Origin of the sequence: Neisseria sp. HMSC067H09, from assembly GCF_001814135.1 — a bacterium.
GTDB lineage: Bacteria > Pseudomonadota > Gammaproteobacteria > Burkholderiales > Neisseriaceae > Neisseria.
The window spans coordinates 43450-59497 of record NZ_KV814901.1; the positions used below are offsets into that span (position 1 = coordinate 43450).

Genomic DNA, 16048 nt, shown 5'->3' on the forward strand with positions numbered 1-16048 from the left:
GTAGGTAATACAGCAGTTTTTGAAATTATAGGTTGAACATAAAAGGTCGTCTGAAACCTGAAGCGGTTTTCAGACGACCTTTTGTTTGAGCGTATCGTTATCAGCGTTTGACGCCGCTGAGCCTTGCCCAGCCTTCGTCGATTTCGGCGGGTTCGATGTCGAACCATTGGCGGTAAATGCCGCTGAGTTCTTCGACTTGCTCGTCCAGCAGACCGGACAACACGATGCGGCCGCCTTGTTTGGTGCGGGCGGCGAGCATTTCGCCGAGCATGCGAAGGGGGTTGGCGAGAATGTTGGCGACGACGATGTCGAATTGTCCTTGCGGCAAACCGTCGGGCAGGTAGAACTGTGCATCGACGTTGTTTTGTGCGGCGTTGTCCTTGCTGGCGCGGATGGCTTGTTCGTCAATATCGACGCCGACGGCAGAACCTGCGCCGAGCTTGAGGGCGGCGATGGTCAGGATGCCTGAGCCGCAGCCGTAGTCGAGGACGCTTTCGCCGCCTTTGAGTTGTGTGTCCAGCCACTTGAGGCAGAGACGGGTGGTCGGATGGCTGCCAGTACCGAAGGCAAGGCCGGGGTCGAGCTGGAGGTTGACGGCGTTGCTGTTGGGCGCTTCGTGCCAAGAGGGGGTAATCCACAGGCGTTCGGAAATTTGGATGGGGTCGAACTGCGCTTGGGTCAGGCGCACCCAGTCTTGGTCGGCGAGGATTTCGCTGGTGTATGCCAAGTCTTTCAGTCCGCATGCTTGGCTGGCAGCTTGAATCATGGCTGCGGCATCGTCGTTTTCGCCGAACAAGGCGATGACTTTGCTTTGCTGCCAGATTTGTTCGGTCGGCATACCGGGTTCGCCGAAGATGGCTTGTTCGTTTTCGGTGCCTGCGTAGGCGTCTTCGATGGCGGCGGAGAGTGCGCCGTTTTCCATCAGGGCGTCGGCGAGGCGTTCGGCGACGGCGTCGTTGACGTTGATGGTGATTTGTTGATAGGACATGGTGGGCTTTCTCGGTGGGGTCGTCTGAAATTAGGAAATGGCGGTCAAATACGCGATGTTGGTCGTTTGCGGTATGTTTCGGCTATTGGCGTAACAGTGTGATTGAATCGTTTTTCTGCCTGAACACGTTTTTTTCTTGCGTGAAATGGCGGCGGACAGGCTTACTCAGTCATAATTATAGGCTTGTCAGCAATCGCTGATGTACACCCGAAATCAGGTTTCAATTTGTCTGAAAAAAGGTCGTCTGAAAGCCATGCGGTTTTTCAGACGACCTTCGACTATCCAAGCGGGACGGTTTTATTTGTCCTGTTTGGCTTTGCGTTCTTCCAGCCAGTGTTCCAGATAATGGATGCTGACGCCGCCTTTTTCAAAACCGGGGTCGCTGAACAAATCTCGGTGCAGCGGGGTATTGGTTTTGATGCCGGTTACGGCAAGCTCGGCGAGGGCGACACGCATTTTTGCCATTGCCTGCTCGCGGGTTTTGCCGATGACGCAGACTTTGCCGATCAGGCTGTCGTAGTAAGGCGGGATGCGGTAGCCTTGGTAAATGTGGCTGTCCACGCGGATGCCGAAGCCGCCGGGTAGGTGGCAGCTTTCAATCAGGCCCGGGCTAGGGATGAAGTTGTACGGGTCTTCCGCATTGATGCGGCACTCGAAAGCATGGCCTTCGATGTGGATGTCTTTTTGCTTGTATTGCAAAGGCAGGCCGCCGGCAATGCGGATTTGTTCCTGCACGATGTCCACGCCGGTAATCAGCTCGGTAACGGGGTGTTCGACTTGGACGCGGGTGTTCATTTCGATAAAGAAGAATTCGCCGTTTTCATACAGGAATTCAAACGTACCTGCGCCACGGTAGCCGATGCGTTTGCAGGCGTCGGTACAGGCTTTGCCGATTTTTTCGCGGGCTTTTTCGTCGATGAAGGGAGCGGGGGCTTCTTCGATGACTTTTTGGTGGCGCCGCTGCATGGAGCAATCGCGCTCGGCAAGGTAGATGGCGTTGCCGTGTTCGTCGGCGAGCACTTGGATTTCGACGTGGCGCGGGCGTTGCAGGTAGCGTTCCATATAGACCATCGGGTTGCCGAACGCCGCGCCTGCTTCGGCTTTGGTCATTTCGACGGATTTGATCAGGTCTTCTTTTTTCTCGACCACACGCATACCGCGTCCGCCGCCGCCGCCCGATGCTTTGATAATCACGGGATAACCGACTTTGTCGGCGGTTTTGAGGATTTCGGCGGGATCGTCGGACAGGGCGCCGTCCGAACCGGGAACACAGGGCACGCCCGCTTCAATCATCGCGTGTTTGGCGGAAACTTTGTCGCCCATCAGGCGGATGGTTTCGGCTTTGGGGCCGATGAAGATGAAGCCGGACTGTTCGACCTGTTCGGCAAAGTTGGCGTTTTCGGCAAGGAAGCCGTAGCCCGGGTGGATGGCATCCGCGCCGGTAACTTCTGCGGCAGCAATGATGGCGGGAATATTGAGATAGCTTTGTGCGGAAGCGGCAGGGCCGATGCACACGGATTCGTCGGCAAGTTTGACGTGCAGACTGTCTTTGTCGGCTTCGGAATGCACGGCGACGGTGGCGATGCCCATTTCACGGCAGGCACGCAGGACGCGCAGCGCGATTTCGCCTCGGTTGGCGATTAATACTTTTTTCAGCATGATGACCTTTCCTGTGGTTTCAGACGACCTGCTTGTTACCTTTTGCCCAACGCATTGCGGATTTTTTCATCGGTCTTGTATTGACTTAACGCGTACACCGCCCACATGGCGGCAGGAATCCAGCCGATTAAGGTGAATTGGAGAATCAGGCAGATGATGCCCGCAATCGGACGGCCGATGGTGAAGAATACGGCAAAGGGCAGGAAGATGGCTAACAGCAGGCGCATGGTGGAAATCCTGAGTTGGAAAGCATTTCAGACGACCTTCCTGCAATCCGGAAGGTCGTCTGAAAACGAATTATTCGATGATGAAGAGCGGCTCGCCAAATTCCACAGGCGTACCGTTTTCCACCAGAATTTCTTTAACCGTGCCGGATTTCTCGGCTTCGATTTCGTTCATCAACTTCATCGCTTCGATGATACACAATGTATCGCCGGCTTTGACTTGCTGACCAACTTCGACGAAAGCGGCGGCATTCGGGCCGGGCGCGCGGTAGAACGTACCGACCATAGGCGATTTTTGCGCGTTGGACAGGTCGCGGGCGGCTGGGGCTGCGGGAGCGGGGGCTGCTGCTGCGGCAGGCGCGGCGGCGGGTGCAGGAGCAGGCGCGGCTACATGGGAGGGCGCTGCATAAACGGGAGCCGGAGCGGCAGTGGCGCGGGTGATGCGGACTTTTTCCTCGCCTTCGGTAACTTCGATTTCGGCGATACCTGATTCTTCTACTAAATCAATCAGTTTTTTTAACTTGCGCAAATCCATTTTCGTTCCTTTACGATACGGCCAAAATGTCGTGAAGCGGCCGTGTTTGTTGCGGGATATTTCAGAAAACAACCGGCCTGCGGCAACGGCGCAAGCCGGACGGTATTGGGTTGCATAAAGGGCATTCGCAGGAGCAGAAACCCCGTAAATGAATTTGACTATTTTCCCGAACTTGCCGACAAATGTCTAGCAAAATCTCGAAAAAAGGCGGTTTTTGAACAAAACGGGCAGATTCGGAAAATTCGTCCGAATGCGTATTTTTTCAACGAGTGTTTATTCTAATTTGTTGGTTTATGAAGGGAAAAGGTCGTCTGAAAATTCAGGTGGGGATGCCGATAAACCATTTTGCCCGTTTTCAGACGACCTTTTGATATGAATGGGGATTTAAGGGCGAGAATTTCTTATGGAGGGGAATAACTGACTGGCCTTCTGGCTTTTGGCTTATGCGGAAATGAATGGCTACAGTTTGTGCGGTCAGAGATTTATGGTCACGTTGGTAAAAGGTCGTCTAAAAACTGATTTTCAGACGACCTTTTCGCGTTTTGAATTATTCCCCGTCTTTAACCGGATGATCGGGCAAATACACATCGAAGCGGGTGCTTTTGCCCGTGTATTGGTAGGCAGGTTTTTCGCAGTTGAGAAATTCACCGAGGCGCGGGCGTTTGACGACGACGCGTTTTTTGGCGACGGCGCGGGCGGCGGCAAGCAGCTCGGCTTCTTCTTGGGCGGCACCGACGACGCTGTGGAAATACGCCATTTCCTTTTTGACGGCGGCGGACTTTTGGCGTTCGGGGTACATGGGGTCGAGATAGACAATGTCGGGGCGCGATTGTGCGGCGAGTTCGCGCATCAATTCGACGGCGTTGCCATAATGGAAAGTCATGCGGCGGGCGATGTCTTGAATTTCAGGCGCTTGCAGCGCGCGTTCGAGGCCGTCGGCAAGCAGGCAGGCGACGGCGGGGTGCTGCTCGAAAGTGTGGACGTTCAAACCAAGCGAGGCGAGGACGAAACTGTCACGCCCGAGTCCGCCGGTGCCGTCCCAGACGGTCGGTTTGGTTGTGTGGTTGACCGCTTTGGCAATCAGCTCGCCGCCGCCTTTGGTGCGCCGGTATTGGGCTGCGCCGCCGCCGAAGTCGACGCGGACGCGCCCCTTTTCCCCCGCGCGGCACAAGCTGACGCCCTCCGCATCGGCAAGCAGGTATTCGCCGTTGTCGGGCGGGTAGGGCAGGGCAGGGAGGTCGAATTTCTGCGCCAAACGGCGGGCGTGTTCGGTGGCGGTGTCGGAGAAATAGACGGCAGGTATGGTGTGGGTGTGCAAATCTTTTGGGACAGACATTTTTCAGACGACCTTTGATTATGAATTGTCAACAATATGAACTGTATTTTTATTGAACTATCGAATTTTTCACTGCGATTCATTCTCAGATAACGCTATAATATGCCTAAAATTCTTTTGAATCCATCAGCGTTTGTCTTTCCGATGGGCTTTCAGACGACCCTCCTCTTTTTCTCCATTCAGTAAAGGAAAATCATGAGCTTCAAAACCGATGCCGAAATCGCCCAATCCTCCACCATGCGTCCGATTGGCGAAATTGCCGCCAAGCTGGGTTTGAACGTTGACAATATCGAACCCTACGGCCATTACAAAGCCAAAATCAATCCTGCCGAAGCGTTCAAACTGCCGCAAAAACAAGGCCGTCTGATTTTGGTTACCGCCATCAACCCGACTCCGGCGGGCGAAGGCAAAACCACCGTGACCATCGGTTTGGCGGACGCGTTGCGCCACATCGGCAAAGACGCCGTTATCGCCCTGCGCGAACCTTCTTTGGGGCCTGTATTCGGCGTTAAAGGCGGCGCAGCGGGTGGCGGCTATGCCCAGGTTTTGCCGATGGAAGACATCAACCTGCACTTCACCGGCGACTTCCACGCCATCGGCGCGGCGAACAACCTTTTAGCCGCCATGCTCGACAACCATATCTACCAAGGCAACGAGTTGAATATCGACCCCAAACGCGTCCTGTGGCGGCGCGTGGTCGATATGAACGACCGTCAGTTGCGCAACATCATCGACGGCATGGGCAAACCCGTTGACGGCGTGATTCGTCCCGACGGCTTCGACATCACCGTTGCCTCCGAAGTCATGGCGGTATTCTGTCTCGCCAAAGACATCAGCGATTTGAAAGAGCGTTTGGGCAACATCCTCGTCGCCTACGCCAAAGACGGCAGCCCCGTTTACGCCAAAGATTTGAAAGCACACGGCGCGATGGCGGCATTGCTCAAAGACGCCATCAAGCCCAACTTGGTGCAAACCATCGAAGGCACGCCCGCCTTCGTACACGGCGGCCCCTTCGCCAATATCGCCCACGGCTGCAACTCCGTTACCGCCACCCGACTGGCGAAACACCTTGCCGATTACGCCGTAACCGAAGCAGGCTTCGGCGCGGATTTGGGCGCGGAAAAATTCTGCGACATCAAATGCCGCCTTGCCGGTTTGAAACCCGACGCAGCCGTCGTCGTCGCCACCGTCCGCGCCTTGAAATACAACGGCGGCGTAGAACGTGCCAACCTCGGCGAAGAAAACCTCGAAGCCTTGGCAAAAGGCCTGCCCAACCTGCTGAAACACATCTCCAACCTGAAAAACGTATTCGGCCTGCCCGTTGTCGTCGCCATCAACCGCTTCGTGTCCGACTCCGATGCCGAGTTGGCCATAATTGAAAAAGCCTGCGCCGAACACGGCGTCGAAGTTTCCCTGACCGAGGTGTGGGGCAAAGGCGGCGCGGGCGGCGCGGATTTGGCGTGCAAAGTCGTCAACGCCATCGACAACCAACCCAATAACTTCAGCTTCGCCTACGATGTCGAGTTGAGCATCAAAGACAAAATCCGCGCCATCGCCCAAAAAGTGTACGGCGCGGAAGACGTCGATTTCAGCGCGGAAGCATCCGCCGAAATCGCCTCGCTGGAAAAACTGGGCTTGGACAAAATGCCCGTCTGCATGGCGAAAACGCAATATTCCCTCAGCGACAACGCCAAACTTTTGGGCTGCCCCGAAGGCTTCCGCATCACCGTGCGCGGCATCACCGTTTCCGCCGGCGCAGGCTTCATCGTTGCCCTGTGCGGCAACATGATGAAAATGCCCGGCCTGCCCAAAGTCCCCGCCGCCGAGAAAATCGACGTAGACGCAGACGGCGTGATCCACGGCTTGTTCTAATTTGAGTCGGCAGTGAAGTAAAACGGCAAAGGTCGTCTGAAAACGGTTTTCAGACGACCTTATATTATTTGGAACAGTTTCAACTCAAACTCGACAACCCGTAGCGTGGGCTTTGCCCGCGAATCCTCCCCTAATGAAAATAGTCGTCTGAAAAGACGGAGCAAATCCGCCGCACTCGTTTTCAGACGACTATTTTTATGGTTTTTCATCTTAGCCCTGCTTTTGTAAATGCGTTTGCTTTTATAGTGAATCTGTCTTTTCAGACGACCTCCCGCCCTACCAACCGCCCGCCCATCCCGCACCACTGCCCCGCCCGTCCGAAACGCGCTATACTTCCCAATTAACTGTCCGACCCACCCGCTTCAGGAGAACACCATGCCCGAACAAAACCGCATCCTCTGCCGCGAACTGAGCCTGCTCGCTTTCAATCGCCGCGTTTTGGCGCAGGCGCAGGATGAAAACGTGCCGCTTTTGGAACGTTTGCGGTTTTTGTGCATCGTCTCTTCCAATCTCGACGAATTTTTCGAGGTACGCATGGCATGGCTCAAACGTGCGCAAAAAATGAATCCGCACGAGCGTTTGGACAACGGCACCACGCCGTCCGAAACCATCGCCGCCGTCGCCGCCGAAGCGCACGCGCTGATACAGGAGCAATACCGCCTATTCAACGAAGTCTTGCAGCCCGAACTAGGCAAACAAGGCATCCATTTCTACCGCCGCCGCAACTGGACGGCAGGGCAGCAGAAATGGATCGAGCAGTATTTCGATGCCGAACTGCTGCCCATCCTTACCCCCATCGGACTCGACCCGTCGCACCCCTTCCCGCGCCCGCTGAACAAATCGCTCAACTTCGCCGTCGAACTTGAAGGTACGGACGCATTCGGCCGCCCCTCCGGCATGGCGATTGTACAAGCCCCGCGCATCCTGCCGCGCGTCGTCCCCCTACCCGCCGAATTGTGCGACGGCGGCAGCGGCTTCGTCTTCCTTTCCTCCATCCTGCACGCCCACGTCGGCAAACTCTTCCCCGGCATGACGGTCAAAGGCTGCCACCAGTTCCGCCTCACCCGCGACAGCGATCTGACCGTCGATGAAGAAGACCTTAAAAACCTGCGCGCCGCGATTCAAAACGAATTGCACGACCGCGAATACGGCGACGGCGTGCGCCTCGAAGTCGCCGACACCTGCCCGCCCCACATCCACGACTTCCTGCTCGCCCAGTTCAAACTCACCCCCGCCGAGCTTTACCAAGTCAAAGGCCCGGTCAACCTCGTGCGCCTTAATGCCGTGCCCGATTTGGTTGACCGTCCCGACCTCAAGTTTCCCGCACGCGGGGCAGGTCGTCTGAAAGCATTGCGCAAGAACGGCTCCATTTTCAAACTGGCGAAACAGTCGCCCATCCTGCTGCACCATCCGTATCAGTCCTTCGACCCCGTCGTCCACATGATACGCGAAGCCGCCGCCGACCCCGCCGTCCTTGCCGTCAAAATGACCATCTACCGTACCGGCAGCAACTCCGAACTCGTCCGCGCCCTGATGAAAGCCGCCCTTGCCGGCAAACAAGTGACCGTCGTCGTCGAACTCATGGCGCGTTTTGACGAAGCCAACAACGTCAACTGGGCGCAACAGCTTGAAAATGCAGGCGCACACGTCGTTTACGGCGTATTCGGCTACAAAATCCACGCCAAAATGGCACTCGTCATCCGCCGCGAAAACGGCGCGCTCAAACGCTACGCCCACCTCGGCACCGGCAACTACCACCAAGGCACATCGCGCATTTACACCGACTTCGGCATCATCACCGCCGACGACCAAATCACCGCCGACGTGAACACCATCTTTATGGAAATCACAGGCTTGGGCAAACCGGGTCGTCTGAACAAGCTCTACCAAAGCCCGTTTACCCTGCACAAAATGGTCATCGACCGCATCGAGCGCGAAATCCAACACGCCAAAGCAGGCAAGCCCGCCCGCATCCGCGCCAAAATGAATTCATTGATCGAGCCGAGCGTCATCGACGCCCTCTACCGCGCCAGCAGCGCAGGCGTGCAAATCGACCTCATCGTGCGCGGCATGTGTACCCTGCGCCCCGGCGTGAAAGACCTGTCTGAAAACATCCGCGTCCGCTCCATCATCGGCAGACAGCTCGAACACTCGCGCGTGTACTGCTTCCACAACAACGGCGCGGACGACACCTTCATCTCCAGCGCCGACTGGATGGGGCGCAACTTCTTCCGCCGCATCGAAGTCGCCACCCCGATTTTCACACCCGAACTCAAAGCCCGCGTCATCCGCGAAGGCATCGAAATGGCATTGCAAGACAACACCCGCGCCTGGCTGATGCAGCCCGACGGCAGCTACATCCGCGCCCGCCCCGAAAACGGCGAACCCGCATTCAGCCTGCAAGAAAGCTTGTGGGAAATGTACGGCAGATAAAGCGAGGGCGGTATTAAAATGAAGGCCGTCTTTGAATATTTCATGAAGGCAGAAGGATTCGAACCGTGCCTGCACGGCAATAACGGAATGGGTGATTTTTAGGTTCATACACTATAAAAGGTCGTCTGAAATACTTAAAGATAGGGTTTCAGACGACCTATCCACACCCAGCCGTAGCGTGGGCTTCGCCCACGAAAAAAACAACACTATTTATCGCCCGACTCGGAAACCAAACCATCGATTTCGTGGGCAAAGCCCACGCTACGATCCGCGGCAGGTATCGCAGCGCCCTACTCGTCGCCCCGCCAAACCTACCTGTCAGGAAAAGTTTTTGTATTTAAGGGGAAAGTTGCTTAATTCTCTCGGACTCACGCTCATCCACTATAAAAGTTTAAAAAGGTCGTCTGAAACCCGTAATCACATGGTTTCAGACGACCTTTTATCTTTCCCATCCGCTTTTCAGACGACCTCACAGCAAAAACACCGTTGCCAGCCCCAAGAAAATCAGAAAACCGCCGGAATCCGTTACCGCCGTAATCAGCACCGAGCTGCCCAAGGCAGGGTCGCGTCCGAATTTATCCATGATGACGGGGATGAGTACGCCGACCGAAGCGGCAAGCAAGAGGTTCAGCGTCATTGCGGCGACCATCACCAAACCGATGCCGATGCTGCCGTACAGCAGCCATGACACCACGCCCATGACCGTTCCCCAGATGATACCGTTGACTAAGGCGACGCCGACTTCTTTTTTCAACAACCGTCCCGCCTGCATTCCTGTCAACTGCCCCATCGCCATCGCTCGGACAATCATGGTGATGGTTTGGTTGCCGGAGTTGCCGCCGATACCGGCAACGATGGGCATCAGCGCGGCGAGTGCGACGATTTTTTCGATACTGCCTTCAAACGCGCCGATAACGCGGCTGGAGAGAAAGGCGGTACAGAGGTTGACGGCAAGCCACATCCAGCGGTTTTTTACCGAATCCCAGACAGGCGCAAACAAATCTTCCTCTTCCTGCAAACCCGCCATGTTCAACATGTCTGCTTCCGATTCTTCGCGGATAACGTCCACCATCTCGTCGATGGTAATCCTGCCGATGAGCTTTTTGTTTTCATCGACCACGGGCGCGGTAACCAAGTCATAACGTTCGAACGCCTGCGCCGCTTCTTCCACGTCGTCTTCGGGACGGAAGCGCACGACTTCGGTCGCCATCACGTCCGCCACCAAGTCTTCGGGATCGGCAACCAAAAGTTTGCGGATGGGCAGCACGCCTTGCAGGATGTCGTTTTCATCAACCACGAAAATCTTATCGGTATGGTCGGGCAGGCTCTCGAAGCGGCGCAGGTAACGCAGCACCACTTCACAAGTAACGTCGGCGCGGATGCTGACCAACTCGAAGTCCATAATCGCACCGACTTGATTGTCTTCATACGACATCGCCGCCTTGACTTGGGCGCGCTCTTCCTCGTCGCGCGTCTGCAAGGCTTCATAGACCACTTGGTGCGGCAAATCGCCCGCCAGCTCCGCCAGTTCGTCCGCGTCCAAGTCATCGACCGCCGCCAACAGCTCGTCTTTGTCCATCGACTCGATCAGCGTTTCGCGCACCGCGTCGGAGACTTCCAGCAACACTTCGCCGTCGTCTTCAGGCGTAACCAGAAGCCAGACGATATTACGCTCGCGCGGCGGTAACGATTCCAACACCGCCGCCACGTCGGCAGGGTGCAGCTCGTTCAAAAGGACGGTCAGCTCGGTAAATTTGTCGCGCAACGCCTCGTCTTCAATCGGCACACCTTCCTCAATCTGCGGGAAGGCGGGCGAGAGGATTTCGCACAGCGCGTGGATACGGTCGAAATCGGCGGAAACGCGCTCTACGTCGCTTTCAATACCGTCGTTTTCAAGGTTCGGAGGGGTTTGTTCGATGCTCATAAATGCTCCGCCCGCCGGATGCGGGAGGGCATTTCGGCGGGATGGTTATCGTGTATTTCGGGATAAACCGGAAGGGAAGTTCAGTAAAAACGAACTGGGAAGGTCCATAATAAAAGCCTGCTGATTCAGGCGTCGTGTTGGAAACGGAGCGTATTTTACCCTGTTTTAGGGCGGTTTACTATTTTAAACGGTGAATTGAAAAAGGTCGTCTGAAAACTGTCTGTGGGGATTTTCCTCTTTTTCGGGCAAAAGGCAGGGAATGTGTTCTGTAAATAGGGGAAAAGAAAGTTTGCCGTTATGTTTGATGTAAGACAGGTTTGGGACGTGCAACGGTTGTCTGTTTGCCGCCGTCGTGGATAGAATGGGGAAATTTTGCGTACGGGCAACATGACGCTTTCCCGTGCTTATCAGAACTACGCTTTCAGACGACCCCTTCCTTAATTTTTCGAACGCCCGATTGTAAAGATAAATGAACGAATAGGGCTGGTTTGGGTCAATGCTTAAATGGTTTTATTGCTTTCTTTACAAAAAAACGAAAGGACTACCTCATGTCGGACAATACGCAACCCACGCGGCAGGGCTTGCCCTCGCTGCCGAAAAGCACGATTTGGATGCTCAGTTTCGGTTTTCTCGGCGTTCAGACGGCCTTTACCCTGCAAAGCTCGCAGATGAGCCGCATCTTCCAGACGCTCGGCGCCGACCCGCACAGCCTCGGCTGGTTCTTTATCCTGCCGCCGTTGGCGGGGATGCTGGTGCAGCCGATTGTCGGTTATTACTCCGACCGCACATGGAAGCCGCGCTTGGGCGGCCGCCGTCTACCGTATCTGCTTTACGGCACGCTGATTGCGGTCATTGTGATGATTCTGATGCCGAACTCGGGCAGCTTCGGTTTCGGTTATGCGTCGCTGGCGGCTTTGTCGTTCGGCGCGCTGATGATTGCGCTGTTGGACGTGTCGTCGAATATGGCGATGCAGCCGTTTAAAATGATGGTCGGCGACATGGTCAATGAGGAGCAAAAAAGCTACGCCTACGGGATTCAGAGCTTCTTGGCGAATACGGGCGCGGTTGTGGCGGCGATTCTGCCGTTTGTGTTTGCGTATATCGGTTTGGCGAATACTGCCGAGAAAGGCGTCGTACCGCAGACCGTGGTCGTGGCGTTTTATGTGGGCGCGGCGTTGTTGGTGATTACCAGCGCGTTCACGATTTTCAAAGTGAAGGAATACGATCCGGAAACCTACGCCCGCTACCACGGCATCGACGTGGCGGCAAATCAGGAAAAAGCCAACTGGTTCGAACTCTTGAAAACCGCGCCTAAAGCGTTTTGGACGGTCACTCTGGTGCAGTTTTTCTGCTGGTTCGCTTTCCAATATATGTGGACTTATTCCGCTGGCGCGATTGCGGAAAACGTCTGGCACACGACCGATGCGTCTTCCGTAGGCTATCAGGAAGCGGGCAACTGGTACGGTGTATTGGCGGCGGTGCAGTCGGTTGCGGCGGTGATTTGTTCGTTTGTATTGGCGAAAATCCCCAACCGATACCTTAAGGCGGGTTATTTCAGCTGCCTGGCTTTGGGCGCGCTCGGCTTTTTCTCCGTATTCTTCATCAGCAACCAATACGCGCTGGTGTTGTCTTACATCTTAATCGGTATTGCTTGGGCGGGCATCATCACTTATCCGCTGACGATTGTAACCAACGCCTTGTCGGGCAAGCATATGGGCACTTATTTGGGCTTGTTCAACGGCTCCATCTGTATGCCTCAGATTGTTGCTTCGCTGTTGAGCTTCATGTTGTTCCCGATGATGGGCGGTTTGCAGGCCAATATGTTCTTGGTAGGGGGCGTCGTCCTGCTGCTGGGCGCGTTTTCCGTGTTCCTGATTAAAGAAACACACGGCGGCGCATAATTTTCTTCATTTATCGGCAGGAGGGTCGTCTGAAACTTCTGCCGACGCTTTATTTGATTTAAGTAAGACGAACCGTATTTCAAAACGGTTTGCCATAAAACCATCAAAACAGGAGCTTTACGATGTATACAAGAATCATGGAAGTCAGCCCTTGGACGCTGCGTTCGGCAAAACTGGAAAAAGAACACAAACGGCTGCAAGAGAGCCTGACCAGCTTGGGCAACGGCTATATGGGTATGCGCGGCAGCTTTGAGGAAACCTATTCTGCCGACAGCCACTTGGGCACCTACATCGCCGGCGTGTGGTTCCCCGACAAAACCCGCGTCGGCTGGTGGAAAAACGGCTACCCCAAATATTTCGGCAAAGCCATCAACGCGCTCAATTTCAGCAAAGTTAAAATCTTTGTCGACGGGCAGGAAGTGGACTTGGCGAAAAACGACGTTGCCGGCTTCTCCGTCGAACTCGATATGCAGCACGGCGTGTTGCGCCGCTCGTTCACCGTATTCGGCGTGCGTTTCGATGTGTGCAAATTCCTGTCCGTTGCACAAAAAGAGCTGGCGGTCATCCGCTGGGAAGCCGTATCCGTTGACGGCAAAACCCACCAAGTCCGCATCGATTCCATCATCGACGCCGACGTGAAAAACGAAGACTCCAACTACGAAGAAAAATTCTGGCAGGTATTGGACAAGGGCGTTTCAGACGACCGCTCCTACATTGCCACCCAAACCGTCGCCAATCCCTTCGGCGTAGAGCAATTCATCGTCAACGCCGAGCAAACCTTCGCCGGCAGCTTCAAAGCCCTCGGTGGCAGCCAAACCGACTGGCAGGTCTCCAATTCTTTCGAAGCCGAAGTCGGCAGTACGCCCGAAACTTTTGAAAAACGCGTGATTGTTACCACCAGCCGCGATTATCAGGGCTTGGAAGCGGTGAAAGCCGCAGGCCGCGCCTTGTCGGAAAAAATCGCAGGCGTTGCGTTTGAAACCTTGCTGGACGCGCACAAAGCAGGCTGGCTGCACCGTTGGGAAATCGCCGACGTAGTCATCGAAGGCAGCGACGAAGCGCAGCAGGGTATCCGCTTCAACCTGTTCCAACTGTTCTCCACCTACTACGGCGAAGACGCGCGCCTGAACATCGGCCCGAAAGGCTTTACCGGCGAAAAATACGGCGGCGCGACCTATTGGGACACCGAAGCCTACGCCGTGCCGCTCTACCTCGCACTGGCGGAACCCGAAGTTACCCGCAACCTGCTGCAATACCGCCGCAACCAACTGCCGCAGGCGCAACACAACGCGCGCGAACAGGGCTTGGCGGGCGCACTCTATCCGATGGTAACGTTTACGGGCATTGAGTGCCACAACGAATGGGAAATCACCTTCGAGGAAATCCACCGTAACGGCGCGATTCCTTACGCCATCTACAACTACACCAACTACACCGGCGACGAAAGCTATCTTGCCAAAGAAGGCTTGGAAGTCTTGGTCGAAGTGTCCCGCTTCTGGGCGGACCGCGTCCACTTCTCCAAACGCAACGGCAAATACATGATTCACGGCGTAACCGGCCCGAACGAATACGAAAACAACATCAACAACAACTGGTACACCAACACCCTCGCCGCATGGGTATTGGACTACACCCGCGAAGCCTTGGCGAAATATCCGCGTCCGGATTTGAATGTGAGTGCCGCCGAGCTGGAAAAATGGGCGGACATCAGCGCGAATATGTACCGTCCGCATGACGAAGAACTCGGCGTATTCGTGCAGCACGACGGCTTCCTCGACAAAGACATCCGCCCCGTGTCCGCGCTTTCGCCCGACGATTTGCCGCTCAACCAGAAATGGTCGTGGGACAAAATCCTGCGTTCACCCTTCATCAAACAGGCGGACGTATTGCAAGGCATCTACTTCTTCGGCGACCGTTTCAACATGGACGAAAAACGCCGCAACTTCGACTTCTACGAACCGATGACCGTGCACGAAAGCTCGCTGTCGCCTTGTATCCACGCCATCCTTGCCGCCGAACTGGGCAAAGAAGAAAAAGCCGTGGAAATGTACCAGCGCACCGCCCGCTTGGACTTGGACAACTACAACAACGACACCGAAGACGGCCTGCACATCACCTCCATGACCGGCTCGTGGCTCGCCATCGTCCAAGGTTTCGCCCAAATGAAAACTTGGGGCGGCAAACTCAGCTTCGCCCCGTTCCTGCCGAGTGCGTGGACAGGCTACGCCTTCCACATCAACTACCGCGGCCGTCTGATTAAAGTCGCCGTCGGCAAAGAAAACGTCGTCTTCACCCTGCTCAAAGGCGAGCCGCTCGATTTGCAGGTGTACGGCAAAGACATCACGCTCAACGGCAGCCACACCGTCGCGTTGGAAAAATAAGGAGGGCGCAAAATGACTTTCACCGCAGTCCTCTTTGACCTCGACGGCGTCATCACCGACACCGCCGAATACCACTACCGCGCATGGAAAAAGCTCGCCGAAGAACTGGGCATCAGCATCGACCGCAAGTTTAACGAGCAGCTCAAAGGCGTGTCGCGCGACGATTCGCTCAAACGCATCCTCGCGCACGGCGGCAAAACCGTCGGCGAAGCCGAGTTCGCCGAACTGACCCGCCGCAAAAACGACAACTACGTCGAGATGATTCAGGCAGTCAAACCCGAAGACGTGTACCCCGGCATTTTGCCGCTGCTGGAAGCATTGAGGGCAAACGGCAAAAAAATCGCCCTCGCGTCCGCCAGTAAAAACGGCCCGTTCCTGCTGGAACGCATGGGGCTGACCCACTTCTTCGACGCCGTCGCCGACCCTGCCGCCGTCGCGCATTCCAAACCCGCCCCCGACATCTTCCTCGCCGCCGCCGAGGGCGTGGGCGCAGACATCCGCCACTGCATCGGCATCGAAGACGCCGCCGCAGGTGTCGCCGCCATCAAAGCTTCCGGCGCCTTGCCCATCGGCGTGGGCAAAGCCGAAGACTTGGGCAGCGACATCGCGCTGGTGTCCGGCACCGCCGAGCTGACCTACGCCTACCTGCAAAACGTGTGGGCACAGTCGGGCAGGTAAAACGCGTCAGGTAAAGTTGTTAAGGAAGTAAAAAGGTCGTCTGAAAACCTGAATTTTGGTTTTCAGACGACCTTTCTCATTGGAAAAATATAGTGGATTAAATTTAAATCAGGACAA

Annotated in this window: 11 protein-coding genes; 5 read left to right on the forward strand and 6 right to left on the reverse strand. The window is 55.6% G+C overall.

Annotated elements, in window-relative coordinates; translation table 11 throughout:
* Positions 1 to 100 precede the first annotated feature (100 nt).
* The 5 genes from prmA to HMPREF2954_RS05180 form a co-directional block, all read right to left on the reverse strand.
* Positions 101 to 988: a 50S ribosomal protein L11 methyltransferase gene (prmA, locus tag HMPREF2954_RS05160; RefSeq protein ID WP_009312777.1), complete on the reverse strand. Its 888-nt coding sequence runs from the start codon at positions 986 to 988 to the stop codon at positions 101 to 103.
* Positions 989 to 1285: 297 nt separating this feature from the next.
* On the reverse strand, positions 1286 to 2647 hold the full coding sequence (accC, locus tag HMPREF2954_RS05165) for an acetyl-CoA carboxylase biotin carboxylase subunit (protein WP_003757186.1): 1362 nt from the start codon (positions 2645 to 2647) through the stop codon (positions 1286 to 1288).
* 35 nt (positions 2648 to 2682) lie between these two features.
* On the reverse strand, positions 2683 to 2874 hold the full coding sequence (locus tag HMPREF2954_RS05170) for a YqaE/Pmp3 family membrane protein (RefSeq protein WP_003741645.1): 192 nt from the start codon (positions 2872 to 2874) through the stop codon (positions 2683 to 2685).
* A 70-nt stretch (positions 2875 to 2944) separates the two neighbouring features.
* A complete protein-coding gene (gene accB, locus HMPREF2954_RS05175; protein WP_045074114.1) occupies positions 2945 to 3406 on the reverse strand; it encodes an acetyl-CoA carboxylase biotin carboxyl carrier protein in 462 nt (153 codons plus the stop codon).
* Between the two features lie 547 nt (positions 3407 to 3953).
* Positions 3954 to 4709 carry a class I SAM-dependent methyltransferase gene (locus HMPREF2954_RS05180; RefSeq protein ID WP_141755638.1) on the reverse strand — a complete coding sequence of 252 codons (756 nt, stop codon included), beginning with the start codon at positions 4707 to 4709 and terminating at the stop codon, positions 3954 to 3956.
* Between the two features lie 228 nt (positions 4710 to 4937).
* On the opposite strand from HMPREF2954_RS05180, the gene HMPREF2954_RS05185 reads away from it, so the two are divergent.
* On the forward strand, positions 4938 to 6614 hold the full coding sequence (locus tag HMPREF2954_RS05185; protein ID WP_045074119.1) for a formate--tetrahydrofolate ligase: 1677 nt from the start codon (positions 4938 to 4940) through the stop codon (positions 6612 to 6614).
* Positions 6615 to 6989: 375 nt separating this feature from the next.
* Entirely contained in the window at positions 6990 to 9047 is a 2058-nt protein-coding gene (gene ppk1 / locus HMPREF2954_RS05190) for a polyphosphate kinase 1 (RefSeq protein WP_070689034.1), read from the forward strand.
* Positions 9048 to 9516: 469 nt separating this feature from the next.
* On the opposite strand, the gene mgtE is transcribed toward ppk1, so the two are convergent.
* Positions 9517 to 10971, reverse strand: coding sequence for a magnesium transporter (gene mgtE, locus HMPREF2954_RS05195; RefSeq protein ID WP_045074126.1), 1455 nt, complete (start codon positions 10969 to 10971; stop codon positions 9517 to 9519).
* A 548-nt stretch (positions 10972 to 11519) separates the two neighbouring features.
* Between mgtE and HMPREF2954_RS05200 the strand changes: the two genes are divergently transcribed.
* From HMPREF2954_RS05200 to pgmB, 3 genes are all read left to right on the forward strand, one after another.
* A complete protein-coding gene (locus tag HMPREF2954_RS05200) occupies positions 11520 to 12872 on the forward strand; it encodes an SLC45 family MFS transporter (protein WP_045074127.1) in 1353 nt (450 codons plus the stop codon).
* A gap of 122 nt (positions 12873 to 12994) precedes the next feature.
* Positions 12995 to 15253 (forward strand): glycoside hydrolase family 65 protein, encoded by a 2259-nt coding sequence (locus tag HMPREF2954_RS05205; RefSeq protein WP_045074128.1) that lies wholly within the window; start codon positions 12995 to 12997, stop codon positions 15251 to 15253.
* A gap of 12 nt (positions 15254 to 15265) precedes the next feature.
* Complete coding sequence (gene pgmB, locus HMPREF2954_RS05210) at positions 15266 to 15931, forward strand: beta-phosphoglucomutase (protein WP_045074129.1); 666 nt, start codon at positions 15266 to 15268, stop codon at positions 15929 to 15931.
* Positions 15932 to 16048: the final 117 nt, after the last annotated feature.